The 24715-nt window shown below is 64.2% G+C and carries 19 protein-coding genes; 16 read left to right on the top strand and 3 right to left on the bottom strand.

The window, feature by feature from the left end; genetic code table 11:
- Positions 1–70 precede the first annotated feature (70 nt).
- A complete protein-coding gene (locus tag PSEEN_RS24515; protein WP_011536280.1) occupies positions 71–1450 on the bottom strand; it encodes a CYTH domain-containing protein in 1380 nt (459 codons plus the stop codon).
- 180 nt (positions 1451–1630) lie between these two features.
- Between PSEEN_RS24515 and argE the strand changes: the two genes are divergently transcribed.
- Positions 1631–2773: an acetylornithine deacetylase gene (gene argE, locus PSEEN_RS24510; protein WP_011536279.1), complete on the top strand. Its 1143-nt coding sequence runs from the start codon at positions 1631–1633 to the stop codon at positions 2771–2773.
- 125 nt (positions 2774–2898) lie between these two features.
- Positions 2899–4197, top strand: a complete 1299-nt coding sequence (gene argA, locus PSEEN_RS24505; protein ID WP_011536278.1) for an amino-acid N-acetyltransferase — start codon at positions 2899–2901, stop codon at positions 4195–4197.
- A 200-nt stretch (positions 4198–4397) separates the two neighbouring features.
- On the opposite strand, the gene PSEEN_RS24500 is transcribed toward argA, so the two are convergent.
- Positions 4398–5774, bottom strand: a complete 1377-nt coding sequence (locus PSEEN_RS24500; protein ID WP_011536277.1) for a glutamine synthetase family protein — start codon at positions 5772–5774, stop codon at positions 4398–4400.
- A gap of 667 nt (positions 5775–6441) precedes the next feature.
- Between PSEEN_RS24500 and PSEEN_RS24495 the strand changes: the two genes are divergently transcribed.
- From PSEEN_RS24495 to PSEEN_RS24465, 7 genes are all read left to right on the top strand, one after another.
- The gene (locus PSEEN_RS24495; RefSeq protein ID WP_011536276.1) at positions 6442–7800 is read left to right on the top strand and encodes a glutamine synthetase family protein; all 1359 of its coding nucleotides are present in this window, start codon (positions 6442–6444) and stop codon (positions 7798–7800) included.
- Between the two features lie 48 nt (positions 7801–7848).
- Positions 7849–9210 carry an aspartate aminotransferase family protein gene (locus tag PSEEN_RS24490; protein ID WP_011536275.1) on the top strand — a complete coding sequence of 454 codons (1362 nt, stop codon included), beginning with the start codon at positions 7849–7851 and terminating at the stop codon, positions 9208–9210.
- 169 nt (positions 9211–9379) lie between these two features.
- On the top strand, positions 9380–10477 hold the full coding sequence (locus PSEEN_RS24485; protein ID WP_011536274.1) for a polyamine ABC transporter substrate-binding protein: 1098 nt from the start codon (positions 9380–9382) through the stop codon (positions 10475–10477).
- A gap of 161 nt (positions 10478–10638) precedes the next feature.
- Complete coding sequence (locus PSEEN_RS24480) at positions 10639–11733, top strand: polyamine ABC transporter substrate-binding protein (protein ID WP_011536273.1); 1095 nt, start codon at positions 10639–10641, stop codon at positions 11731–11733.
- 57 nt (positions 11734–11790) lie between these two features.
- Entirely contained in the window at positions 11791–12933 is a 1143-nt protein-coding gene (gene potA / locus PSEEN_RS24475) for a polyamine ABC transporter ATP-binding protein (protein ID WP_011536272.1), read from the top strand.
- A gap of 35 nt (positions 12934–12968) precedes the next feature.
- On the top strand, positions 12969–13850 hold the full coding sequence (locus PSEEN_RS24470) for an ABC transporter permease subunit (protein WP_193383932.1): 882 nt from the start codon (positions 12969–12971) through the stop codon (positions 13848–13850).
- Positions 13847–14740 (top strand): ABC transporter permease subunit, encoded by an 894-nt coding sequence (locus PSEEN_RS24465; protein WP_011536270.1) that lies wholly within the window; start codon positions 13847–13849, stop codon positions 14738–14740. The genes PSEEN_RS24470 and PSEEN_RS24465 overlap by 4 nt, the downstream gene beginning before the upstream one ends.
- A gap of 112 nt (positions 14741–14852) precedes the next feature.
- On the opposite strand, the gene PSEEN_RS24460 is transcribed toward PSEEN_RS24465, so the two are convergent.
- Entirely contained in the window at positions 14853–16019 is a 1167-nt protein-coding gene (locus tag PSEEN_RS24460) for an AAA family ATPase (RefSeq protein ID WP_011536269.1), read from the bottom strand.
- Between the two features lie 139 nt (positions 16020–16158).
- On the opposite strand from PSEEN_RS24460, the gene PSEEN_RS24455 reads away from it, so the two are divergent.
- The 7 genes from PSEEN_RS24455 to cysW all read left to right on the top strand — a co-directional run bounded on the left by PSEEN_RS24455 (position 16159) and on the right by cysW (position 24714).
- On the top strand, positions 16159–17247 hold the full coding sequence (locus PSEEN_RS24455) for an efflux RND transporter periplasmic adaptor subunit (RefSeq protein ID WP_011536268.1): 1089 nt from the start codon (positions 16159–16161) through the stop codon (positions 17245–17247).
- Positions 17244–18311: an efflux RND transporter periplasmic adaptor subunit gene (locus PSEEN_RS24450; RefSeq protein WP_011536267.1), complete on the top strand. Its 1068-nt coding sequence runs from the start codon at positions 17244–17246 to the stop codon at positions 18309–18311. Before PSEEN_RS24455 ends, PSEEN_RS24450 begins: the two co-directional genes overlap by 4 nt.
- On the top strand, positions 18308–21373 hold the full coding sequence (locus tag PSEEN_RS24445) for an efflux RND transporter permease subunit (protein WP_011536266.1): 3066 nt from the start codon (positions 18308–18310) through the stop codon (positions 21371–21373). The genes PSEEN_RS24450 and PSEEN_RS24445 overlap by 4 nt, the downstream gene beginning before the upstream one ends.
- 263 nt (positions 21374–21636) lie before the next feature.
- Complete coding sequence (oscA, locus tag PSEEN_RS24440; protein ID WP_011536265.1) at positions 21637–21819, top strand: sulfur starvation response protein OscA; 183 nt, start codon at positions 21637–21639, stop codon at positions 21817–21819.
- 48 nt (positions 21820–21867) lie between these two features.
- Complete coding sequence (locus tag PSEEN_RS24435) at positions 21868–22875, top strand: sulfate ABC transporter substrate-binding protein (protein ID WP_011536264.1); 1008 nt, start codon at positions 21868–21870, stop codon at positions 22873–22875.
- Between the two features lie 135 nt (positions 22876–23010).
- A complete protein-coding gene (gene cysT, locus PSEEN_RS24430) occupies positions 23011–23829 on the top strand; it encodes a sulfate ABC transporter permease subunit CysT (RefSeq protein WP_011536263.1) in 819 nt (272 codons plus the stop codon).
- 12 nt (positions 23830–23841) lie between these two features.
- The gene (gene cysW, locus PSEEN_RS24425) at positions 23842–24714 is read left to right on the top strand and encodes a sulfate ABC transporter permease subunit CysW (protein WP_011536262.1); all 873 of its coding nucleotides are present in this window, start codon (positions 23842–23844) and stop codon (positions 24712–24714) included.
- Position 24715: the final 1 nt, after the last annotated feature.

Below are 24715 nucleotides of genomic sequence, written 5' to 3'. Positions count from 1 at the left end.
GCCGGCTCCTACGGACGGTGGACTGGGGCAATCCAGACAGTGTAGGAGCCGGCTTGCCGGCGAAGGGGCCTCAGGCCTTGAGCAGGTACTTCCAGGCGCGGTTCTGCTCGATGGCGCGGGCCTGCTCGATGCGGGCCTCCAGCAGTTCGTCCTTGTGCTCGTCCAGCAACGGCTGTTCGGCCAGCTGGTGCAGCTTGTTCAGCTCACCGTAGAGGCGGTCCAGCTGCGGCAGGTCCAGCACCTGGCGCGCATGGTGCAGCCAGGCCTGCACGCACTCGATGCGCGGCAGTTGTTCGGCCAGGTCTTCCGGGCGCTGCACGTACAGCGGCAGCTTCAATGCCCGGGCTTCCTCGCCCAGCTGGTGTTGCAGCCAGCTGGCCAGCTGGGCCTTGCCCTGGCGCTCGCCACGACCCTTGCGCTCGGCGGTCCAGGCACGGGCGTTCAGCCAATTGGCGGTCTCCAGGGAGAATTGGCCCCAGCGCACATCTTCAAGCTCTTCGGCGAACTGCTCGGGCGCGGCGCGGCGAATGTCTTCGTCATCATTGCCGGCCTGCACCAGCGGGCGCCAGTCTTCCAGCAGCGCGTCGAGGCTGCTGCGCAGGGCGCGGGTGGCAGGGCGCGGCGCAGCCTGGCCGAGGCTGGAGGTGAGGGCGCGCAGTTCGGCCAGGCAGCGGACCCAGTCCTGAAGCAGGCGCCAGTGGCCGTTGTGGCGGAATTGCTCGGCCAGGCGCTGGCTGCTGCCCAGCAGTTGCCAGGCGAGGGCGGCGTAGGCGTCGTCCAGTGGCGTCTCGGCGTCCAGCTCGGTGTGCGGGAGGTCCAGCTCGTAGCTGTCCGGGTCGAGCAGGCGGTAGCCACGTTCGGCCTTGCTGATGTCGCAGGGCATCAACGGCAGCGAGGCAGCCAGCTCGGCGGCCAGTTCCAGCAGCGCTTCCGGTGCGCCTTCACGCAGCTCCAGCTCCAGCTCGCAGATTTCTTCCTTGCGCTTGCCGGCGATCACGAAGCCCCGGTCCAGCGCGGCCTCGATCACCACCTTGGCCTTGCCACGGCCCCAGGCGATTTCAGCGTACTCGCGGGTGAAGTCGGTGGTGAACAGCGGCTTGATGGTCTTCTTGTCGAGGTCGGCCAGTTGCTCGGGCCAGCAGGTGGCATCGAGCTTCTTCAGGTCGAGCTTGACCTTGTCCAGGTGCCACTCGTACTCGTTGCGCTCGGACAGGCCGGCCACGCTCTGGCCACGGCACTTGAGGGTCTGGATGATGACCTCGCCGTCGCGGCGCAGGCGCAGGGCGACGCGGGCGGCGGAGAGCTCGCGTTCCGGAGTGTCGAAGTACTGGTTGAGCAGCTCGCGGGTCTGCCAGCCGGACTTGTTGCGCTTCTTCAGCAGCGGGTGCTCGCGCAGGGCGTCAAGGGTCTCGCGGCTGGCGCGGAGTTTGAGTTCGGTTTCTTTGTGCATCGCGGGCTCGGGAAGGAGGGGCGTCGTTGGCGAGCAGTCTACAGGAGTCGGCTGTGGCCTGCCGGTTTTGGGGCCGCTTTGCGGCCCATCGCGGGTAAACCCGCTCCTACAGGCAATCGCTTGCTCTGCGCAGGGACGGGGTTGTTATGATGAGCGTCGATGCCGCCGAGGAGTCCGCGCATGCCGTTGCCGTCGCTGAAAGACCAGTTCGCCGCCCTGATCGCCGCCCCCTCGGTCAGTTGCACCCAGCCTGCGCTGGACCAGTCCAACCGCCCGGTCATCGACCTGCTGGCCGGTTGGCTGGGCGACCTTGGCTTCACCTGCGAGATCCAGCAGGTCAGCCCCGGCAAGTTCAACCTGCTGGCCAGCCGCGGCACCGGCCCGGGCGGCCTGGTGCTGGCCGGGCACAGCGACACAGTGCCCTACGACCCTCAGCTGTGGAGCAGCGACCCGCTCAAGCTGACCGAGGTCGATGGCCGTTGGGTGGGGCTGGGCAGTTGCGACATGAAAGGCTTCTTCGCCCTGGTCATCGACGCCGTGATCCCGCTGCTCGAACACGACTTCAAGCAACCGCTGCTGATCCTCGCCACCTGCGACGAGGAAAGCTCCATGTCCGGCGCCCGCGCGCTGGCCGAAGCCGGCCAGCCGCTCGGGCGAGCGGCGGTGATCGGTGAGCCGACAGGGCTCAAGCCGATCCGCATGCACAAAGGCATCCTGATGGACCGCATCGATATCCTCGGGCGCAGTGGCCATTCGTCGGATCCGAGCCTGGGCCACAGCGCCATGGAGGCCATGCACGCGGTGATGGGCGAGCTGATGGAACTGCGTCGTGGCTGGCAGGAAAAGTACCGTAACCCGCAGTTCAGCGTGCCAACCCCCACCCTGAACTTCGGCTGCATCCACGGTGGCGACAACCCCAACCGCATCTGCGGCCAGTGCGCCCTGGAGTTCGACCTGCGCCCGCTGCCAGGCATGGATGTGGAGCCGCTGCGCGCCGCCATTCGCGCCAAGCTGGAGCCGCTGGCGGAGCGTCACGAGGTGCGCATCGACTACGCGCCGCTGTTCCCCGAAGTGCCGCCGTTCGAGCAGGCTGCCGACAGCGAGCTGGTGCGGCTGGCCGAGCGCCTGACCGGCCATCGTGCCGAAGCAGTGGCCTTTGGCACCGAAGCGCCTTATCTTCAGCAGCTCGGCTGCCAGACCATCGTGCTCGGCCCAGGCGACATCGCCTGCGCCCACCAGCCTGGCGAATACCTTGAAATGTCACGCATCGAGCCTACCGTGCGTCTATTGCGTGACCTGATCCGGCACTATTGCCTGAGCTAAACGTCCATTGAGCTGATTCGTTCCTGCCTAGAGGAGACCGCGCGTGACCGCAAGCCTGTTCCGACGATGACTTTCGAACGTTGTGCGCCTTTTCGTTCTCCGTTCACTTATCCACAGGCCTTGTCATGCCCGACTACGTCAACTGGCTGCGCCATGCTTCCCCCTACATCAACGCCCACCGCGACTGCACCTTCGTGGTCATGCTTCCGGGGGACGGCGTTGAACACCCTAATTTCGGCAATATCGTCCACGACCTGGTCCTGCTGCACAGCCTTGGCGTGCGCCTGGTGCTGGTACACGGCTCGCGCCCGCAGATCGAAAGCCGCCTGGCTGCGCGCGGCCTGACCCCGCATTACCACCGCGGCATGCGCATCACTGACGCGGCAACCCTGGACTGCGTGATCGATGCGGTCGGCGCCCTGCGCCTGGCCATCGAGGCACGCCTGTCGATGGACATGGCGGCCTCGCCGATGCAGGGCTCACGCTTGCGCGTAGCCTCCGGCAACCTGGTCACAGCGCGGCCGATCGGCGTGCTGGAGGGGGTCGATTACCACCACACCGGCGAAGTGCGCCGGGTTGACCGCAAGGGTATCAACCGCTTGCTCGACGAGCGTTCCATTGTGCTGCTGTCGCCACTGGGTTATTCACCCACTGGTGAGATCTTCAACCTGGCCTGCGAGGACGTTGCCACCCGTGCCGCCATCGAGCTGGGTGCCGACAAGCTGCTGCTGTTCGGTGCCGAGCGCGGGCTGCTGGACGAACAGGGCCAATTGGTGCGTGAACTGCGTCCGCAGCAGGTGGCGCCGCATCTGCTGCGCCTGGGCAGCGATTACCAGGGCGAGTTGCTCGATGCCGCCGCCGAGGCCTGCAAGGGCGGTGTGGCGCGCAGCCATATCGTCAGTTATGCCGAGGATGGTGCGTTGCTGACCGAGTTGTTCACCCGTGGCGGTGGCGGCACGCTGGTGTCCCAGGAGCAGTTCGAGGTGGTGCGCGAGGCGACCATCGACGATGTCGGTGGCTTGCTGGACCTGATCAGCCCGCTGGAAGAGCAGGGCATTCTGGTGCGTCGTTCGCGCGAGGTGCTGGAGCGGGAGATCGAGCAGTTCAGTGTGGTCGAGCGCGAAGGCATGATCATCGCCTGCGCGGCGCTGTACCCGATTGCCGACTCCGAGGCGGGGGAGCTGGCGTGCTTGGCGGTGAACCCGGAGTACCGGCATGGCGGGCGCGGTGATGAGTTGCTCGAACGCATCGAGACGCGGGCGCGGGCGCTGGGGCTGAGCACCTTGTTCGTGCTGACGACCCGCACCGCGCACTGGTTCCGCGAGCGTGGCTTCTCACCCAGCGAGGTGGAGCGGCTGCCGGCGGCGCGGGCGTCGCTGTACAACTACCAGCGCAATTCGAAGATCTTCGAGAAACCTTTGTAAATACGTTCGCAGGCTTGCGCCGTTGTTGTGGGAGCGGCCTTGTGTCGCGAAAGGGGCGCGCAGCGGCCCCGGCGATATCAGAATCACCACAAGGAAACGGGGACCGCTTTGCGGTCCTTTCGCGACACAAGGCCGCTCCCACAGCGGTCAGCGACCATTAGGCCAAAGAAAAACGCCGCCCCAGAGGGCGGCGTTTTCGTTCACACGGTATGCAGGTACCAGTTGTACTCGAGGTCGGAGATCGAGTGTTCGAACTCCTCCAGCTCGCTTTCCTTGCACGCGACGAAGATGTCGATGTACTTCGGATCGATGTACTTGTTGAGGATCTCGCTGTCGTCCAGCTCGCGCAGGGCATCGCGCAGGTTGTTCGGCAGGCTCTGTTCCAGCTGCTCGTACGAGTTGCCTTCGATCGGTTCACCCGGCTCGATCTTGTTGGTCAGGCCGTGGTGCACGCCGGCCAGCACGGCCGCCATCATCAGGTACGGGTTGGCGTCGGCGCCGGCCACGCGGTGCTCGATGCGCACGGCATCCGGCGAACCGGTTGGGACGCGCAGGGCGACGGTGCGGTTGTCCAGGCCCCAGCTCGGTGCGTTCGGCACGTAGAACTGCGCGCCGAAACGGCGGTACGAGTTGACGTTCGGGCAAAGGAACGCCATCGAAGCGGGCAGGGTCTCGAGCACACCGCCGACAGCGTGACGTAGCGCGGCGTTCTGCTCGGGATCCTCGCTGGTGAAGATGTTGTTGCCATCTTTGTCCAGCACGGAGATGTGTACATGCAGGCCATTGCCTGCCTGGCCCGGGTAGGGCTTGGCCATGAACGTGGTGTCCATTTCATGGTCGTAGGCGATGTTCTTGATCAGGCGCTTGAGCAGTACCGCATAGTCACAGGCCTTGAGCGGGTCGGCGACATGGTGCAGGTTGACTTCGAACTGCGCCGGGGCGCTTTCCTTGACGATGGCGTCGGCGGGGATGCCTTGCTCCTTCGCGCCTTCGAGGATGTCCTGCAGGCAGTCGGCGTATTCGTCGAGGTCGTCGATCAGGTAGACCTGGGTCGACTGCGGGCGCTTGCCCGAGATAGGCGAGCGCGGCGGCTGCGGACGGCCGTTCACGTTCTCCTGGTCGATCAGGTAGAACTCCAGCTCGAACGCGGCGCAGATGGTCAGGCCCATCTCGGTGAACTTGCTCACCACCTGGCGCAGCACTTCGCGCGGGTCGGCGAAGAACGGCTCGCCTTCGATTTCGTGCATGGTCATCAGCAGCTGCGCGGTCGGGCGCTTCTGCCAGGGTTCATTGGAGAGGGTGCCGGGGATGGGGTAGCAGATGCGGTCGGCATCGCCGATGTCCAGGCCAAGGCCGGTGCTTTCGACGGTCGAACCGTTGATATCCAGGGCGAAGAGGGAGGCGGGCAGGTTGATGCCTTTCTCGTAAACCTTGTGGAGGCTGGTGCGCTCGATGCGCTTGCCACGCACCACACCATTCATATCTGCAATCAGAAGGTCAACGTAGAGAACCTCAGGATGTTCCTTAAGGAACGCGTTCGCTTCGTTAAGCTGAACGGCACGCGGGGGTACCGACATGATGCAACACCTTTTTTGTTAAAAATATCAATCAAGGGGGGCTTGCAACCCCAGTCAATCGGAAAGACCAGGTGAAGTCAAGCCAGCCCCATGATGCCCTTAAATGGCACATCTACGGCAGATTTGCTGCATATCAGGGCGTGCCATTATCCGCTATTTTCGTCCTGAAGGGTTATCCCGAGCGGGGCGTGTTTTATTTTTTACGGAGAGGTTGTGAAAAAAAATGAACGAGGATAAGCTCGGTCACAACCCAGAACACAATAATACGAGGGTCACATGGTCCGCCTGTCGAGACCTGTCAGCGCCGCATGCACGGTGCGTTCAGGCACATCTCCCGGTTACCGTCCGATCATTGCGCGGCTGCATCAATGGGCTGTCGCACTGGCCGCAATAATTGACGGTTCGCACAAAAAAACCATACCTCGTAACGTTTTACCGCACGTCTTCCTTTCTATCTGCCCTTCGCTTCCATCGTGGACACGCTCTTATGCAGTGTATCCACTGCCGTCCTGCGCGGGGGTTTTTGCTTTAGCCATGCACAGCATCCAGAATCAAGGCGCGGGCCTGTCCAGGCCCCTCGGCGCCGTGCGCGCCGATTTTGACCGACGCCAGGCGTCAGTGGCGGCCGGCATCCATCGTCCGGGCCACATTACCTCCTGAGGTATTTATGAGTAACAACCTCGACCAGCTCACCGATTGGTTGAAAGAGCACAAGATCACCGAAGTGGAATGCCTGATCAGCGACCTGACCGGCATCACCCGCGGCAAGATCTCGCCAACCAACAAGTTCATTGCCGAGAAGGGCATGCGCCTGCCCGAGAGCGTGCTGCTGCAGACTGTCACCGGCGATTACGTCGACGACGACATCTATTACGACCTGCTCGACCCGGCCGACATCGACATGATCTGCCGCCCGGACGAGAAGGCGGTGTTCCTGGTGCCATGGGCCATCGAGCCGACCGCCCAGGTGATCCACGACACCTACGACAAGAAAGGCAACCCGGTCGAGCTGTCGCCGCGCAACGTCCTCAAGCGCGTCCTCAAGCTTTATTCCGACAAGGGCTGGCAGCCGATCGTCGCGCCGGAGATGGAATTCTACCTGACCAAGCGCAGCGAAGACCCGGACTTCCCGCTGCAGCCGCCCGTGGGCCGCTCCGGCCGCCCGGAAACCGGCCGTCAGTCGTTCTCCATCGAAGCCGCCAACGAATTCGACCCGCTGTTCGAAGATGTCTATGACTGGTGCGAACTGCAGCAGCTGGACCTCGACACGCTGATCCACGAAGACGGCACGGCGCAGATGGAGATCAACTTCCGTCACGGCGACGCGCTGCACCTGGCCGACCAGATCCTGGTGTTCAAGCGCACCATGCGCGAGGCGGCGCTCAAGCACAACGTGGCCGCCACCTTCATGGCCAAGCCCATGACCGGCGAGCCGGGCAGCGCCATGCACTTGCACCAGAGCGTGGTCGACGTGGCCACCGGCAAGAACATCTTCTCCAACGCCGACGGCAGCATGAGCGAGCTGTTCCTGCACCATATCGGCGGCTTGCAGAAATTCATCCCCGAGGCGTTGCCGCTGTTCGCGCCCAACGTCAACTCGTTCCGCCGCTTCCTGCCCGACACCTCGGCGCCGGTGAACGTCGAGTGGGGCGAGGAGAACCGTACCGTCGGCCTGCGCGTGCCGGATGCCGGCCCGCAGAACCGCCGGGTCGAGAACCGCCTGCCGGGCGCCGACGCCAACCCGTACCTGGCCATCGCCGCCAGCCTGCTGTGCGGCTATATCGGCATGGTCGAAGGCATCGAGGCCAGTGCGCCGGTGCAGGGCCGTGGCTACGAGCGTCGCAACCTGCGCCTGCCGCTGACCATCGAGGACGCCCTCGAGCGCATGGAGAACAGCCGCGCGCTGGTGCAGTACCTGGGCAAGAAATTCATCACCGGCTACGTCGCCACCAAACGCGCCGAGCATGAGAACTTCAAGCGTGTCATCAGCTCCTGGGAGCGTGAGTTCCTGCTGTTTGCTGTGTGATCAACCCTGAGGCCGCCTGCGGGCGGCCACCGGAAAATGGAGAGGCACATGAGCGTCAACAACCCGCAAACCCGTGAATGGCAGACCCTGAGCGGCGAGCACCACCTTGCACCTTTCAGCGACTACACGCAGCTGAAGGAGAAGGGGCCGCGCATCATCACCAAGGCGCAGGGCGTGCATTTGTGGGACAGCGAGGGGCACAAGATCCTCGACGGCATGGCCGGCCTGTGGTGCGTGGCGGTCGGTTACGGCCGTGAAGAGCTGGTGCAGGCGGCAGAGAAGCAGATGCGCGAACTGCCGTACTACAACCTGTTCTTCCAGACCGCCCACCCGCCAGCCCTGGAGCTGGCCAAGGCGATCACCGACGTGGCGCCCGAGGGCATGACCCATGTGTTCTTCACCGGCTCCGGTTCCGAAGGCAACGACACCGTGCTGCGCATGGTCCGCCACTACTGGGCGCTCAAGGGCAAGCCGCACAAGCAGACCATCATCGGCCGCATCAACGGCTACCACGGCTCCACCTTCGCCGGTGCGTGCCTGGGCGGCATGAGCGGCATGCACGAGCAGGGCGGCCTGCCGATCCCGGGCATCGTGCACATTCCGCAGCCTTACTGGTTCGGCGAAGGCGGTGACATGACCCCGGATGAATTCGGTGTGTGGGCAGCCGAACAGCTGGAGCAGAAGATTCTCGAAGTCGGCGAGGACAACGTCGCCGCCTTCATCGCCGAGCCGATTCAGGGTGCCGGCGGGGTCATCATCCCACCTGAAACCTACTGGCCGAAGGTCAAGGAAATTCTGGCGAAGTACGACATCCTGTTCGTCGCCGACGAAGTGATCTGCGGTTTCGGCCGCACCGGCGAGTGGTTCGGCTCCGACTACTACGACCTCAAGCCCGACTTGATGACCATCGCCAAGGGCCTGACCTCCGGTTATATCCCCATGGGCGGTGTGATCGTGCGTGACAAAGTGGCCAAGGTGATCAGCGAAGGCGGTGATTTTAACCACGGCTTCACCTACTCCGGCCACCCGGTGGCGGCGGCGGTGGGCCTGGAAAACCTGCGCATCCTGCGTGACGAGAAGATCGTCGAGCGCGCCCGCACGGAAACGGCACCGTATTTGCAGAAACGTCTGCGTGAGCTGCAGGACCACCCGCTGGTGGGCGAGGTACGCGGCCTGGGCCTGCTGGGGGCGATCGAGTTGGTCAAGGACAAGGCGACCCGCAGCCGTTACGAAGGCAAGGGCGTGGGCATGATCTGCCGCACCCACTGCTTCGAGAACGGCCTGGTGATGCGTGCGGTGGGCGACACCATGATCATCGCGCCGCCGCTGGTGATCAGCCGCGACGAGATCGACGAACTGGTGGAAAAGGCGCGCAAGTGCCTGGATTTGACGTACGAAGCGATCAAGTGACGGTCTGCTAGGCTGGCGAGGTGACATTAAGTCACTGCAAGGCCCTGCTTCGGTTGAAACAGCGCCTTGTAACTTGCCAGACTAACGGCTGTTTCAGTCGCCCAGCGCGCGTCCCGTGGTACCTGGCTGCTGAACAGATGGCTTGATAATAAATTCTGGAGCATTACGCATGAAGAAATTGGGCAAGACGCTGCTGGCCGCCGCCCTGATGGGTGCCATGGCGACCGCTGTTCAGGCTGACGACAAGGTGCTGCACGTCTACAACTGGTCGGACTACATCGCCCCGGACACCGTGGCCAACTTCGAGAAGCAGACCGGCATCAAGGTGGTCTACGACGTCTTCGACAGCAACGAGACCCTCGAAGCCAAGCTGCTGGCGGGCAAGTCGGGCTATGACATCGTCGTGCCGTCCAACAACTTCCTGGCCAAGCAGATCAAGGCCGGCGTCTATCAGGAGCTGGACCGCTCCAAGCTGCCCAACTGGAAGAACCTCGACCCGGCACTGCTCAAGGCCGTGGGCGACGCCAGCGACCCGGGCAACAAGTTCGCCTTCCCGTACATGTGGGGCTCCATCGGCATCGGCTACAACCCGGAGAAGGTCAAGGCCGCGCTGGGCGTGGACAAGATCGACTCGTGGGACGCCGTGTTCAAGCCTGAGAACATCGCCAAGCTCAAGAGCTGCGGCGTGAGCTTCCTCGATGCCCCGACCGAAATGATCCCGGCCGCGCTGCACTACCTGGGCCTGCCGAGCGACAGCACCAAGAAGGAAGACCTGAAGGCCGCGGAAGACCTGTTCCTGAAGATCCGTCCTTCGATCACCTATTTCCACTCCTCCAAGTACATCTCGGACCTGGCCAACGGCAACATCTGCGTGGCCGTGGGTTACTCGGGTGACCTGGAGCAGTCCAAGGCCCGTGCCCACGAGGCCGGCGACAAGGTCAAGCTGAGCTACACCATTCCGAAGGAAGGCGCCGGTACCTTCTACGACATGGTCGCCATTCCGAAGGACGCCGAGAACGTCGAGGCTGCCTACAAGTTCATGGACTTCCTGCTGCAGCCGGAAGTGATGGCCGGCATCACCAATGCCGTGCGCTTCCCGAACGGCAACAAGGCCGCCACCCCCCTGGTGGACAAAGAGATCACCAGCGATCCGGCGATCTACCCGTCCGATGAAGTGAAGGCCAAGCTGTACGCCATCAAGGCGCCCGAGAAGACCGCCCAGCGCGAGATCACCCGCAGCTGGACCAAGATCAAGTCGGGCAAGTAAGCCCGATGCAAGGCCCTCTGGGCCGGGGTTTCCCGGCCTGGAGGCAGGTTAAGGCAAATAAGTTTGCGGCATCCACGCCGTGAAGGTAAGTTGCGCGCCGGTTTTGCGTGTGCGGCCGAGTTATTCCGCCACTTGAGGCACTGATTGTGAGGACCACCCACTTGTCCATTTCTGTATTTCGCAAGGCCTTGATGGCTGGAGCGGGCCTGACGCTGGCTTGCAGCGTCCAAGCGGCGCCCACGGTGCACATCTACAACTGGTCCGACTATGTCGGCCCCAATACCCTTGCCGAGTTCCAGAAGGAAACCGGCATTACCCCCAAGTACGACGTCTTCGACAGCAACGAGACGCTGGAAGGCAAGCTGCTGGCCGGGCGCACCGGCTACGACGTGGTCGTGCCGTCCAACCATTTCCTCGGCAAGCAGATCAAGGCGGGCGCGTTCCAGAAGCTCGACCGTGACCTGCTGCCCAACTACGCGAACCTCGACCCGGCGCTGATGAAGCGCCTGGAGAAGAACGACCCGGGCAACCAGTACGCCGTCCCCTACCTGTGGGGCACCAATGGCATCGGCTACAACGTCGAGAAGGTCAAGGCGGCGCTGGGCACCGACAAGATCGACTCCTGGGCGGTGCTGTTCGAACCCGAGAACATGAAGAAGCTCGCCAAGTGCGGCGTGGCCTTCCTCGACTCGGCCGACGAGATGCTCCCGGCCGTGCTCAACTATATGGGGCTGGACCCCAACAGCAGCAATCCAAAGGATTACCAGAAGGCGGAAGAGAAACTGCTGGCCGTGCGCCCGTACGTGACCTACTTCCACTCCTCGAAATACATCACCGATCTCGCCAACGGCGATATCTGCGTGGCCGCCGGCTTCTCCGGCGACGTGTTCCAGGCCAAGGCCCGCGCTGAAGAAGCGAAGAAGGGCGTGAAACTGGCCTATGCCATCCCGAAGGAAGGCGGCAACCTCTGGTTCGATGTGCTGGCGATTCCCAAGGACGCCAGCAACGTCAAGGAGGCCCATGCCTTCATCAACTATTTGCTGAAACCTGAGGTGATCGCCCAGGTCAGTGATTACGTCGGTTACGCCAACCCGAACCCCAAGGCTGGCGACCTGATGGACCAGGCCGTGAGGACTGACGCCGCGGTTTACCCACCGCAGGAAGTGCTGGACAAGATGTTCGTCAACGCCGAGTTGCCACCCAAGGTGCAACGTTTGATGACCCGCAGCTGGACCAAGGTCAAGTCGGGCAAGTAACAATCCAGGCCCGCCAGCGCAGCGGTGGGCACATAAATCTTGTTGGGAGTTTCACTCATGGCAGTTGCCTCCGGTGCCTATAAGAAAGCCCTCGAGGGTGGCCAGCAACCCAAGCAGGTGCTGGTCAAAATCGACCGGGTCACGAAAAAATTCGACGAAACGGTAGCCGTGGACGATGTGTCCCTGGAAATCCGCAAGGGCGAGATCTTCGCCTTGCTGGGCGGCTCCGGTTCCGGCAAATCCACCTTGCTGCGCATGCTGGCCGGCTTCGAGCGTCCGACCGAAGGGCGGATCTTCCTCGATGGCGTCGACATCACCGACATGCCGCCCTACGAGCGGCCGATCAACATGATGTTCCAGTCCTACGCGCTGTTCCCGCACATGACCGTGGCGCAGAACATCGCCTTCGGCCTGCAGCAGGACAAGATGCCCAAGGCCGAGATCGACGCCCGCGTGGCCGAAATGCTCAAGCTGGTGCACATGACCCAGTACGCCAAGCGCAAGCCGCACCAGCTGTCCGGTGGCCAGCGCCAGCGCGTGGCCCTGGCCCGTTCGCTGGCCAAGCGCCCCAAGCTGCTGCTGCTCGATGAACCCATGGGCGCGCTGGACAAGAAACTGCGCTCGCAGATGCAGCTGGAGCTGGTGGAGATCATCGAGCGCGTGGGCGTGACCTGCGTGATGGTGACCCATGACCAGGAAGAGGCCATGACCATGGCCCAGCGCATCGCCATCATGCACCTGGGCTGGATCGCCCAGATCGGCAGCCCGATCGACGTCTACGAGACCCCGACCAGCCGCCTGGTCTGCGAGTTCATCGGCAACGTCAACCTGTTCGAGGGTGAAGTGGTCGACGATGCCGAAGGCCACGCGATCATTGCCAGCCCGGAACTGGAGCGCAAGATCTACGTCGGCCACGGTGTCACCACCTCGGTCGAGGACAAGCACATCACCTACGCCCTGCGCCCGGAGAAGCTGCTGGTCACCACCGAGCAGCCGACCTGCGAGCACAACTGGTCGCGCGGCAAGGTCCACGACATCGCCTACCTCGGCGGCCATTCGGTGTTCCACGTCGAACTGCCCGGCGGCAAGATCGTCCAGTCGTTCGTCGCCAACGCCGAGCGCCAGGGCACCCGCCCAACCTGGGATGACGAAGTCTACGTGTGGTGGGAAGACGACAGCGGCGTGGTACTGCGCTCATGAAACCACGAAAGCTCAAACGAGCCCTCCAGCGCTTGATCCCCGAAGGGCGGCACATGGTGATCGGCGTGCCGTTCATCTGGCTGTTCCTGTTCTTCATGCTGCCGTTCTTCATCGTGTTGAAGATCAGCTTTGCCGAAGCCGACGTGGCGATCCCGCCGTACACCGAGATCTACACCTATCTCGAAGGCAAGGTCCAGCTGGTGCTGAACCTGGCCAACTACGGCCTGCTCACCGAGGATGAACTGTACATCGCGGCCTACCTCGGTTCGCTGAAGGTGGCCCTGTTCAGCACCTTGCTGTGCCTGCTGATCGGCTACCCGATGGCCTATGCCATCTCCAAGGCCAACAAGGAGTCGCAGACGGTCCTGCTGCTGCTGATCATGATGCCGACCTGGACCGCGATCCTGATCCGCGTCTATGCCTGGATGGGCATTCTCAGCAACAACGGGCTGCTCAACAGCTTCCTGCTGTGGCTGGGCCTGATCGACCAGCCGCTGCAGATCCTCAACACCAACCTGGCGGTGTATATCGGCGTGGTCTATTCGTACCTGCCGTTCATGATCCTGCCGTTGTACGCGAACCTGGTGAAGCACGACGAGAGCTTGCTCGAGGCTGCTTCGGACCTGGGTTCGAGCACCTTCAACAGCTTCTGGAAGATCACCGTGCCGCTGTCGAAGAACGGCATCATCGCCGGCTGCATGCTGGTGTTCATCCCGGTGGTGGGCGAGTTCGTGATTCCTGAACTGCTTGGCGGCCCGGAAACCCTGATGATCGGTAAAGTGCTGTGGCAGGAATTCTTCAACAACCGTGACTGGCCGGTGGCGTCCGCGCTGGCGGTAGTGATGCTGGCGATCCTGATCGTGCCGATCCTGCTGTTCAACCGTAGCCAGGCCAAAGAAATGGAGGGCCGCGCATGAAACGCTTCAGTTTCTCCAAGCTGATGCTGGTGCTCGGCTTGCTGTTCATCTACCTGCCGATGCTGATCCTGGTGATCTACTCGTTCAACGCCTCCAAGCTGGTGACGGTGTGGGGCGGTTGGTCGGTGAAGTGGTACGTCGGCCTGCTCGACAACAGCCAGCTGATGGGTTCGGTGATGCGCTCGCTGGAGATCGCCTGCTACACGGCGGTCGCTGCGGTGGCGCTGGGCACCCTGGCGGCCTTCGTGCTGACCCGGGTCACCCGCTTCAAGGGCCGCACCCTGTTCGGTGGCCTGGTCACTGCGCCGCTGGTGATGCCCGAGGTGATCACGGGTCTTTCGCTGTTGCTGCTGTTCGTGGCCATGGCGCAGATGATCGGCTGGCCCCAGGAGCGAGGCATCGTCACCATCTGGATCGCCCACACCACGTTCTGCGCCGCTTATGTGGCGGTGGTGGTGTCGGCGCGCCTGCGCGAGCTCGACCTGTCCATTGAAGAGGCGGCCATGGACCTGGGCGCCAAGCCCTGGAAGGTGTTCTTCCTGATCACCATCCCGATGATCGCGCCGTCGTTGGCGGCGGGCGGCATGATGTCGTTCGCCCTGTCGCTGGATGACCTGGTGCTGGCCAGCTTCGTGTCCGGCCCGGGCTCGACCACGCTGCCGATGGAAGTGTTCTCGGCCGTCCGCTTGGGCGTGAAGCCGGAGATCAACGCCGTGGCCAGCCTGATCCTGCTGTCGGTGTCGCTGGTGACCTTCCTGGTCTGGTACTTCAGCCGCCAGGCCGAAGAGCGCCGCCGCCGGGCGATCCAGCAGGCCATCGAGGAGGGCGCCGCGGCGAACGTCTCGCAGCCGCAGGTCCGCCGTCCGGCCCAGGCCACCGCGCAAGCCTGAGCCAGGTGATCACCGTAGGAGCCGGCCTTGCCGGCGAACACCGGTACTGCCGGTGCCAGGCACCGCGGTGCCTGGTTCGCCAGCAAGGCTGGCTCCTACGGGTGGTGTCTGTTCAGCCTTGATCCGGCCAGTTCCAGGCCGGCTCATCCAGCATTCCCTGACCGACAATGCCAGTCTGTCCCAGTGTTTTCTCCAGGTGGATCGAGTTGCAGTGCTCATCCTCCTCCAGCGCCGCCACCAGCCGGGGCGCGTGCGACACCACCCATACCTGACATTCCCGCGCCGCGCGGCGGATCAGGCGCGCCAGTGCCGGCAGCAAGTCCGGGTGCAGGCTGGTCTCCGGCTCGTTGAGCACCATCATGCTCGGTGGGCGCGGCGTGAGCAGGGCGGCCACCAGCAACAGGTAGCGCAAGGTCCCGTCGGACAGCTCCGCGGCGCTCAGCGGCCGCAGCAGCCCGGCCTGGTGGAAGCGCAGGCCGAACAGGCCGCCGGGCTGGGCGTCGACCGCGAGCCGGGCGCCGGGAAAGGCGTCACCCACTGCGTCCTGCAGGGCCTGCAGGTCGCCGATCTCATCGATGGTCTGCAGGGCGGCGGCGAGGTCGCGGCCGTCGTGGTGCAGCACCGGCGTGCGCGTGCCCAGCCGTGATTGCCGGGCAGGGGCTTCGGCATCGGTACGGAAATGGTCATAGAAGCGCCAGCTGCGGATCTGTTCGCGCAGATGCGGCACCTCGGGGGAGCCCTGGAGGCTGCCGACCTGGTCGAACAGGCTGTCGAACTCGGTCATGTGCTGGTGCAGTACTTGCCATTGACGCCCGTCGCGGGCCTTGACCATCCCTGCATTGCGCTGCACCAGCTGGCTGGCCGGGCGGCACAGCGGGCCGGCCCAGATCGTTTCCTGCTTGATCTGCGGGTCCAGGGCGAACTTCGACCGGCTGGGTTCGGGTAGGCCGAGGCTGATCGCGTAGCCGAAATCTTCACCGGCAAAGCCCATCTTCAGGCGCCTGGCTTGCTGGCGTGGCCCGCCTTCCACCGGCACCTCGCCGTTGAGCATGCGCCGGGTGAGCTTCTCGGGGCCGGCCCAGAAGGTCGACTCCAGCCCGCCCTCGGCCGCCAGCGCATTGACCACGCCGCCGCGGGCGGTCTCGGCCAGCAGGCGCAAGGCCTTGTACAGGTTGGACTTGCCGCTGCCGTTGGCACCGGTGATCACGTTGAGCCGCCCGAGCGGCATCACCAGCTGGTTGATCGAGCGGTAGTTGGCAATGGCCAGGGTGGTCAGCATCGGCGGTGTCCTTGAGCGTCTGGCTGGCAGTATCGCCGATAGCGCTGCGCTTTGTTGGGCGACATCGGTGTCGTTTGTCCATCCCTGATCTACGCTTCAAACGCATCCCTCTCACCCTTTGTCGATGCAAGGAGCCTGCATGACGGTCATACGTCCGCCGATGGTCGTTTGCCTGGGGCTGCTGTTCATGCTTTCGGGCTGTGGCAAGGAAGAGACCGGCCCGGTGTTGCCCAGGGTGGCGGTGCAACAGGTGCAGCCCACCGACTTCGCCGCCAGGGTCACACTGACGGGCGATGTGCAGGCGCGGGTGCAGACCGACCTGTCGTTCCGCGTGGGTGGCAAGATCATTACGCGTAGCGTCGATGTCGGCGACCACGTCAAGGCCAACCAGGTGCTGGCGCGGCTGGACCCGAAAGACCTGCAGAACACGGTCGATTCCGCCAAGGCCGAGGTGTTCGCCGAGCAGGCCCGGGTCACCCAGACCAGCGCCGCGTTCGTGCGCCAGCAGAAACTCCTGCCCAAGGGCTATACCAGCCAGAGCGAATACGACTCCGCCGAAGCCGCCCTGCGCAGCAGCCAGAGCGCGCTCAAGGCCGCCCAGGCGCAACTGGCCAATGCCAACGAGCAGTTGAGCTACACCGCACTGGTGTCCGAAGCCGACGGGGTGATCACCGCGCGCCAGGCCGAAGTCGGCCAGGTGGTGCAGGCGACCATGCCGATCTTCAGCCTGGCCGTCGATGGCGACCGTGACGCGGTGTTCAATGTCTATGAAGCACTGCTGGTGAAACCGCCCAGCGACGAGGGCGTCGTCGTCAGCCTGCTGGACAACCCAGCGATCAAGGCCGAAGGCCGGGTCCGCGAGATCACCCCGACGGTGTCCGCCGAGAGCGGCACGGTGCAGGTCAAGGTCGCACTGCGTAACGTGCCCGCGGGCATGCAGTTGGGCTCGCCGGTCACTGCCACCGGCAACACCCAGGGCCGGCCCAGCATCGAGCTGCCCTGGGCGGCGCTGACCAAGGCGCTGAAAGAGCCGGCGGTATGGGTGGTGGGCGAGGGCGACAAGGTCGAGCTGCGCAAGGTCCAGGTGGCGCGCTACCTCACCGGCAAGGTGGTGATCGCCGACGGCATCAAGGGCGGCGAAACCGTGGTGGTGGGCGGGGGGCAACTACTGCACCCGGGCATGCAGGTCGAGAAGGTCAGCGCCAAGGACGGAGGAGCCGCGCCATGAAGCGCCAGCTGTTGATACTGTCCACCAGCCTGATGCTGGCCGCCTGCGGCGGTGAAGAGGTGCAGCCCGAGGCGACACGCCCGGTGTTGTCGACGCTGGTCGAGCCGCAGGTGCAGTCGCAACTGGGCCGCTTTGCCGGTGCCATTCAGGCCCGCTTCGAAAGTACCCTGGGGTTCCGGGTGTCCGGGCGCATCGCCCGGCGCTGGCTGGACGTGGGCGCCCGGGTTAATCCTGGCGACACCTTGGCCACCCTCGATCCAACCGATCAGCAGAACCAGTTGCGCGCCGCCGAAGGCGACCTGGCCAAGGTCCAGGCGCAATGGATCAACGCGCAAGCCAATGCCCGCCGCCAGCAGCAGCTTTACGACCGTGGCGTCGGCGCCCAGGCCCAGCTGGACATCGCCCAGACCGACCTGAAGACCACCGGCGCCGCGCTGGAGCAAGCACGTTCGGCGGTCAGCCAGGCCCGCGACCAGCTCGACTACAGCACCCTGCGCACCGACCACGCGGCGGTGGTCACCGCCTGGCAGGCCGAGGCCGGACAGACCGTCAGTGCGGGCCAAGCGGTGGTCACCCTGGCCCGTCCCGACGTCAAGGAGGCGGTGATCGACCTGCCGATCCCTTTGGCCGAGCAATTGAACAAGGACCTCACCTTCACCGTCGCTTCGCAGCTCGACCCCAGCATCAACACCACCGCCACCCTGCGCGAGCTGGAGCCTCAGGCCGACGCCACCACCCGTACCCGTCGCGCCCGGTTGACCCTGGCCAGCACCCCCGATGCCTTCCATCTGGGCACGGCGATCAGCGTCACCCTGTCATCGGCGGTGAGCCCACGCAGTCAGCTGCCGTTGACCGCGCTGCTCGAGCGCGACGGCAAGACCCAGGTGTGGGTGGTCGACCCGCAGCAGAAAACCGTGGCCGCCCGTGACGTCGCGCTGATCGGGCGAACCGCCGACAGCATTGTCCTGGCCTCCGGCGTGCAGCCCGGCGAGCGGGTGGTCACGGCCGGCGTGAACAGTCTCAAGCCCGGCCAGAAGGTCACCTTCGACGAGGACGCGCAATGAAAGGAAGCTTCAACCTCTCGGAATGGGCGCTGAAGCACCAGTCCTTCGTCTGGTACCTGATGTTCGTCGGCCTGCTGATGGGGATCTTCTCCTACTTCAACCTCGGCCGTGAGGAAGACCCGTCCTTCACCATCAAGACCATGGTCATCCAGACCCGCTGGCCCGGCGCCACCCAGGACGAGACCCTGTACCAGGTCACCGACCGCATCGAGAAGAAGCTCGAGGAGCTTGATTCGCTCGACTACGTGAAAAGCTACACTCGCCCGGGCGAGTCCACCGTCTACGTCTACCTGCGCGACACCACCAAGGCCAAGGACATCCCCGAGATCTGGTACCAGGTGCGCAAGAAGATCCAGGACATTCGCGGACAGTTCCCCGCAGGCATCCAGGGCCCTGGCTTCAACGACGAGTTCGGCGACGTGTTCGGCTCGATCTACGCCTTCACCGCCGACGGCCTCACACTGCGCCAGCTGCGCGACTATGTGGAAGTGGCGCGGGCCGAAGTGCGCGAAGTGCCCAACATCGGCAAGGTCGAGCTGATCGGCACACAAGATGAAGTGCTCTACCTGAACTTCTCCACCCGCAAGCTGGCTGCGCTGGGCATCGACCAGCGCCAGGCCATGCAGGCCCTGCAGCAGCAGAACGCGGTGACCCCGGCGGGGGTGATCGAGGCGGGGCCCGAGCGCATCTCGGTGCGCACCACCGGGCAGTTTGCTTCGGAGAAAGACCTGGAAACGGTGAACCTGCGCATCAACGACCGCTTCTTCCGCCTGGCCGACATCGCCGATATCGAGCGCGGTTATGTCGACCCGCCGTCGCCGATGTTCCGCTTCAACGGTCAGACTGCCATCGGCCTGGCGATCGGCATGAAGGCCGGCGCCAACATCGAGGTGTTCGGCGCGGCCCTGAAAGCACGGATGGACAGCATCGTCCGCGACTTGCCGGTGGGCGTGGGCGTGCACAACGTGTCCGACCAGGCGGTGGTGGTCAAGCAGGCGGTCGGCGGCTTCACCAGCGCGCTGTTCGAGGCGGTGGTGATCGTGCTGGCGGTGAGCTTCGTCAGCCTGGGCATTCGCGCGGGGCTGGTGGTGGCCTGCTCGATTCCGCTGGTGCTGGCGATGGTGTTCGTGTTCATGGAGTACAGCGACATCACCATGCAGCGGATCTCGCTCGGTGCGCTGATCATTGCCCTGGGCCTGTTGGTGGATGATGCGATGATCACCGTCGAGGTGATGGTCACGCGCCTGGAGATGGGCGAGACCAAGGAGCAGGCGGCCACCTTCGCCTACACCTCGACGGCGTTCCCCATGCTCACCGGCACCCTGGTGACGGTGGCCGGCTTCGTGCCGATCGGCCTCAACGCCAGTTCCGCGGGCGAGTACACCTATACCCTGTTCGCGGTGATCGCCGTGGCCTTGCTGGTGTCGTGGGTGGTGGCGGTGTTCTTCGCCCCGGTGCTGGGCGTGCACATTCTCAGCAGCAGCAAGCTCAAGCCCCATGAGGCCGAGCCCGGGCGCGTCGGCCGGGCGTTCGAGGGCGGACTGCTGTGGTGCATGCGCCACCGCTGGCTGACCATCATCGGTACAGTGGTGCTGTTCGCCCTGTCGATCTTCAGCATGCGCTTCGTGCAGAACCAGTTCTTCCCGTCGTCGGACCGGCCGGAGATCCTGGTCGACCTCAACCTGCCGCAGAACGCCTCGATCGAGGAGACGCGCAAGGTCGTCGACCGCCTGGAGGCCAAGATCAAGGACGACCCCGACCTGGTGCGCTGGAGCACCTACATCGGCCAGGGCGCGATCCGCTTCTACCTGCCCCTCGACCAGCAATTGCAGAACCCGTACTACGCCCAGCTGGTGATCGTCAGCAAGGGCTTCGAGGAGCGCGCGGGCATGATGGAGCGCCTGCAGAAGCTGCTGCACGAGGAGTTCGTCGGCGTCGGCACCAACGTCCAGTCGCTGGAGATGGGCCCGCCGGTGGGGCGGCCGATCCAGTACCGAGTCAGCGGCAAGGATATCGACCAGGTGCGCCGGCATGCCATCGACCTGGCGACCCTGCTCGACAGCAACGAGCACATCGGCGAGATGATCTACGACTGGAACGAGCCCGGTAAGGTGCTGCGCATCGAGATCGCCCAGGACAAGGCGCGCCAGCTGGGGCTGTCGTCCGAGGACGTGGCCAATGTGATGAACAGCATCGTCAGTGGCGTGCAGGTTACCCAGGTCAACGACAACATCTACCTGGTCAATGTGGTGGCCCGCGCCGAGGACAGTGAGCGCGGCTCGCCGGATACCTTGCAGAACCTGCAGATCGTCACGCCCAGCGGCGCTTCGATTCCGCTGTTGGCCTTCGCCACCGTGCGCTACGAACAAGAGCAGCCGCTGGTCTGGCGTCGCGACCGCAAGCCCACCATCACCATCAAGGCGTCGGTGGTCGGTGATATCCAGCCCACCGACCTGGTGGCCGAACTCAAGCCCAGCATCGATGACTTCGCCAGCAAGCTGCCGGTCGGCTACGAAGTGGCCACGGGCGGTACGGTGGAAGAGAGCGCCAAGGCCCAGGGGCCGATCGCCGCCGTGATCCCGCTGATGCTGTTCCTGATGGCGACTTTCCTGATGATCCAGCTGCACAGCGTGCAGAAGCTGTTCCTGGTGGTCAGCGTCGCGCCGCTGGGGCTGATCGGCGTGGTGCTGGCGCTGGTGCCCACGGGCACGCCGATGGGCTTCGTGGCGATTCTCGGGATCCTCGCCCTGGCTGGCATCATCATCCGCAACTCGGTGATCCTGGTGACCCAGATCGATGAGTTCGAGGAGCAGGGTTACTCACCTTGGGATGCGGTGGTGGAAGCGACCAACCACCGGCGTCGGCCGATCCTGCTGACGGCGGCGGCGGCGAGCCTGGGCATGATCCCGATTGCCCGGGAGGTGTTCTGGGGGCCGATGGCCTACGCCATGATCGGCGGCATCATCAGTGCAACGCTGCTGACGCTGTTGTTCCTGCCGGCGCTGTATGTGGCCTGGTACAAGATCCGCGAGCCGGAAAACAAAGCCCCGAAATCGCATTGACCCTGGTAGGAGCGGATTTATCCGCGATCACGGGCACCGCCCGTGCCGAGCGCCGCGGTGCCTGCATCGCGGATGAATCCGCTCCTACCCGTAGGAGCCGGCTTGCCGGCGAACATCGGCAGATGTAACCGGAAAAATCAGTTATATAAACATTCTTAAACAGTATTTTTAAGAATATCCGCGCCTCACTAGTATTGCGCTTACGCCAGGCGCAAATCCCCTTCAAACCTCTGCCCGGCACCCTTACTCACAGGAGAACGAGCATGAGTGCATCTCTGCGCAGCATCGACGGTCAGGACGAAGCCACCATTCTGCGTGAAATCCAGAGCGCACTACGCGACCTGCGCTTCGGCGCGGTGGAGATCACCGTGCACAACGCCCAGGTGGTGCAGATCGAACGCAAGGAGAAGTTCCGCCTGCAGCAGCCCGGCGGCAAGTCCGGCTGATATCGCATCTCTTACAAAACTAGAAAAATGCCAATCGGGAGCTTCACCATGTCCATCCGCCGTTATGCGCTTGCCGCCCTGGCCAGTGCCGTTTTTGCCGGTTCCGCGATCGCCAAGGACTACGAACTGCTGAACGTGTCCTATGACCCGACCCGCGAGCTGTACCAGCAGTACAACGCCGAGTTCATCAAGCACTGGCAGGCCGCCCACCCGGGCGACCAGGTGAAGATCCAGCAATCCCATGGCGGTTCCGGCAAGCAGGCCCGCGCGGTGATCGACGGCCTGCGCGCCGATGTGGTGACCCTGGCCCTGGCCGGTGACATCGACGAAGTCGCCAAGCTCGGCAAGAGCCTGCCGGAGGATTGGCAGAAGCGCCTGCCACAGGCCAGCACCCCGTACACCTCGACCATCGTGTTCCTGGTGCGCAAGGGCAACCCGAAAGGCATCAAGGACTGGGGCGACCTGATCAAGAAGGACGTCTCGGTCATCACCCCCAACCCGAAGACCTCCGGCGGCGCCCGCTGGAACTTCCTCGCCGCCTGGGCCTACGGCCTGAAGAGCGGCGGCAGCGAAGACAAGGCCAAGACCTACGTGCAGGAGCTGTTCAAGCACGTGCCGGTGCTCGATATCGGCGCCCGTGGCTCGACCATCACCTTCGTCAACAACGGCCAGGGTGATGTGCTGCTGGCCTGGGAGAACGAGGCCTTCCTGGCGCTCAAGGAAGACGGCGGCGCCGACAAGTTCGAGATCGTCGTGCCTTCGCTGTCGATCCTGGCCGAACCACCGGTGGCGGTGGTCGACAAGAACGCCGAGAAGAAGGGCAACGAGAAGATCGCCGAGGAATACCTCAAGCACCTATACAGCCCGGCGGGCCAGCAGATCGCCGCGCAGAACTTCTACCGTCCGCGTGACGAGAAGGTCGCCGCCGAATTCGGCAAGCAGTTTCCCAAGCTGGACCTGGTGACCATCGACAAGGACTTCGGTGGCTGGAAGACTGCACAACCCAAGTTCTTCAATGACGGTGGGGTGTTCGACCAGATCTATCAGGCACAGTGAGTACGCGGTTCGCCGGCAAGCCGGCTCCTACGAGGGGCGCGCAATACCTGTAGGAGCCGGCTTGCCGGCGAACTCCAGCAGCCTGCACCGGCCCGGGATGACCCCCGGGCTTCGTGCGCTCAACCAGGGACCTTTATGTCACGTCGCATTTCCCCCGTCATACCCGGCTTCGGGCTGACGCTGGGCTACACCTTGGTGTACCTCAGCCTGATCGTGCTGATACCGCTGGCCGCCATGTTCATCCATGCCGCGCAGCTCACCTGGGAGCAGTTCTGGAACATCGTCAGCGCACCGCGGGTACTGGCCGCGCTGAAGCTGAGTTTCGGCACCGCCCTGTTCGCCGCCATCATCAATGGTGTGATCGGCACCCTGTTGGCCTGGGTGCTGGTGCGCTACACCTTCCCCGGGCGCAAGGTCATCGACGCGATGATCGACCTGCCGTTCGCCCTGCCCACCGCCGTCGCCGGTATCGCCCTGACCGCCCTGTACGCCCCGGCGGGCTGGGTCGGCCAGTTCGCCACCGACCTCGGTTTCAAGATCGCCTACACGCCGCTGGGCATCACCCTGGCGCTGACCTTCGTCACCCTGCCGTTCGTGGTGCGCACGGTACAGCCGGTACTGGCCGACATCCCCCGTGAAGTGGAAGAGGCCGCCGCCTGCCTGGGCGCGAAACCCTTGCAGGTGTTCCGCCATGTGCTGGCGCCGGCCTTGCTGCCGGCCTGGCTGACCGGCTTCGCCCTGGCCTTCGCCCGGGGTGTTGGCGAGTACGGCTCGGTGATCTTCATCGCCGGCAACATGCCGATGAAGACCGAGATCCTGCCGCTGCTGATCATGGTCAAGCTCGACCAGTACGACTACACCGGTGCCACCGCCATCGGCGTGCTGATGCTGGTGGTTTCCTTCATCCTGCTGCTGCTGATCAACCTGCTGCAGCGGCGCATCGAAACCCCTTGAAGGAGGCCGGCAATGTCTAGTCAAACCCTCGGCGCAACCGCCGCCGCCAACGCCGCCCGGCGTGGCAGCGCCACTTCGCGCCGCGTGCTGATCACCCTGGCCTGGATCGTCTTCGCGCTGTTCCTGGCGCTGCCGCTGGTGATCGTGGTGTCGCAGGCGCTGAAGAACGGCTTCGGCACGTTCTTCGAAGCGATCTTCGAGCCCGATGCGCTGTCCGCGCTCAAGCTCACGCTGCTGGCGGTGGCCATCTCGGTACCACTGAACCTGGTGTTCGGGGTGTCCGCTGCCTGGTGCGTGAGCAAATACAGCTTCCGCGGCAAGAGCATCCTGGTCACCCTGATCGACCTGCCGTTCTCGGTGTCGCCGGTGATCGCCGGCCTGGTCTACGTGCTGATGTTCGGCGCCCAGGGCCTGTTCGGGCCGTGGCTGCAGGACCACGATATCCAGATCGTCTTCGCCCTGCCGGGCATCGTCCTGGCGACCATCTTCGTCACCGTGCCGTTCGTGGCCCGCGAACTCATCCCGCTGATGCAGGAGCAGGGCACCCAGGAAGAGGAGGCCGCGCGCCTGCTCGGTGCCAACGGCTGGCAGATGTTCTGGCACGTCACGCTGCCGAACATCAAGTGGGGCCTGATCTACGGCGTGGTGCTGTGCACCGCCCGGGCCATGGGCGAGTTCGGCGCGGTGTCGGTGGTGTCCGGCCATATCCGTGGCGTCACCAACACCTTGCCGCTGCACGTGGAGATCCTCTACAACGAGTACAACCATGTCGCGGCCTTCAGCGTGGCCAGCCTGCTGCTGATCCTGGCGCTCTTCATCCTGCTGCTCAAGCAGTGGAGCGAGAACCGTATTAACCGCCTGCGCCACAGCGCCGCGGAGGAATGAT

The sequence above is a fragment of the Pseudomonas entomophila L48 genome, assembly GCF_000026105.1.
Taxonomy (GTDB): Bacteria; Pseudomonadota; Gammaproteobacteria; order Pseudomonadales; family Pseudomonadaceae; genus Aquipseudomonas; species Aquipseudomonas entomophila.
Note: the sequence above shows the minus strand (reverse complement) of the source record. Positions and strands in the feature narration are given on the sequence as shown.

Excerpts from the sequence above, each read along its gene's own strand:
- PSEEN_RS24515 (WP_011536280.1), bottom strand. The coding sequence starts at position 1,450 with ATGCACAAAGAAACCGAACTCAAACTCCGCGCCAGCCGCGAGACCCTT.
- argE (WP_011536279.1), top strand. The coding sequence starts at position 1,631 with ATGCCGTTGCCGTCGCTGAAAGACCAGTTCGCCGCCCTGATCGCCGCC.
- argA (WP_011536278.1), top strand. The coding sequence starts at position 2,899 with ATGCCCGACTACGTCAACTGGCTGCGCCATGCTTCCCCCTACATCAAC.
- PSEEN_RS24500 (WP_011536277.1), bottom strand. The coding sequence starts at position 5,774 with ATGTCGGTACCCCCGCGTGCCGTTCAGCTTAACGAAGCGAACGCGTTC.
- PSEEN_RS24495 (WP_011536276.1), top strand. The coding sequence starts at position 6,442 with ATGAGTAACAACCTCGACCAGCTCACCGATTGGTTGAAAGAGCACAAG.
- PSEEN_RS24490 (WP_011536275.1), top strand. The coding sequence starts at position 7,849 with ATGAGCGTCAACAACCCGCAAACCCGTGAATGGCAGACCCTGAGCGGC.
- PSEEN_RS24485 (WP_011536274.1), top strand. The coding sequence starts at position 9,380 with ATGAAGAAATTGGGCAAGACGCTGCTGGCCGCCGCCCTGATGGGTGCC.
- potA (WP_011536272.1), top strand. The coding sequence starts at position 11,791 with ATGGCAGTTGCCTCCGGTGCCTATAAGAAAGCCCTCGAGGGTGGCCAG.
- PSEEN_RS24465 (WP_011536270.1), top strand. The coding sequence starts at position 13,847 with ATGAAACGCTTCAGTTTCTCCAAGCTGATGCTGGTGCTCGGCTTGCTG.
- PSEEN_RS24460 (WP_011536269.1), bottom strand. The coding sequence starts at position 16,019 with ATGCTGACCACCCTGGCCATTGCCAACTACCGCTCGATCAACCAGCTG.
- PSEEN_RS24455 (WP_011536268.1), top strand. The coding sequence starts at position 16,159 with ATGACGGTCATACGTCCGCCGATGGTCGTTTGCCTGGGGCTGCTGTTC.
- PSEEN_RS24450 (WP_011536267.1), top strand. The coding sequence starts at position 17,244 with ATGAAGCGCCAGCTGTTGATACTGTCCACCAGCCTGATGCTGGCCGCC.
- PSEEN_RS24445 (WP_011536266.1), top strand. The coding sequence starts at position 18,308 with ATGAAAGGAAGCTTCAACCTCTCGGAATGGGCGCTGAAGCACCAGTCC.
- oscA (WP_011536265.1), top strand. The coding sequence starts at position 21,637 with ATGAGTGCATCTCTGCGCAGCATCGACGGTCAGGACGAAGCCACCATT.
- PSEEN_RS24435 (WP_011536264.1), top strand. The coding sequence starts at position 21,868 with ATGTCCATCCGCCGTTATGCGCTTGCCGCCCTGGCCAGTGCCGTTTTT.
- cysT (WP_011536263.1), top strand. The coding sequence starts at position 23,011 with ATGTCACGTCGCATTTCCCCCGTCATACCCGGCTTCGGGCTGACGCTG.
- cysW (WP_011536262.1), top strand. The coding sequence starts at position 23,842 with ATGTCTAGTCAAACCCTCGGCGCAACCGCCGCCGCCAACGCCGCCCGG.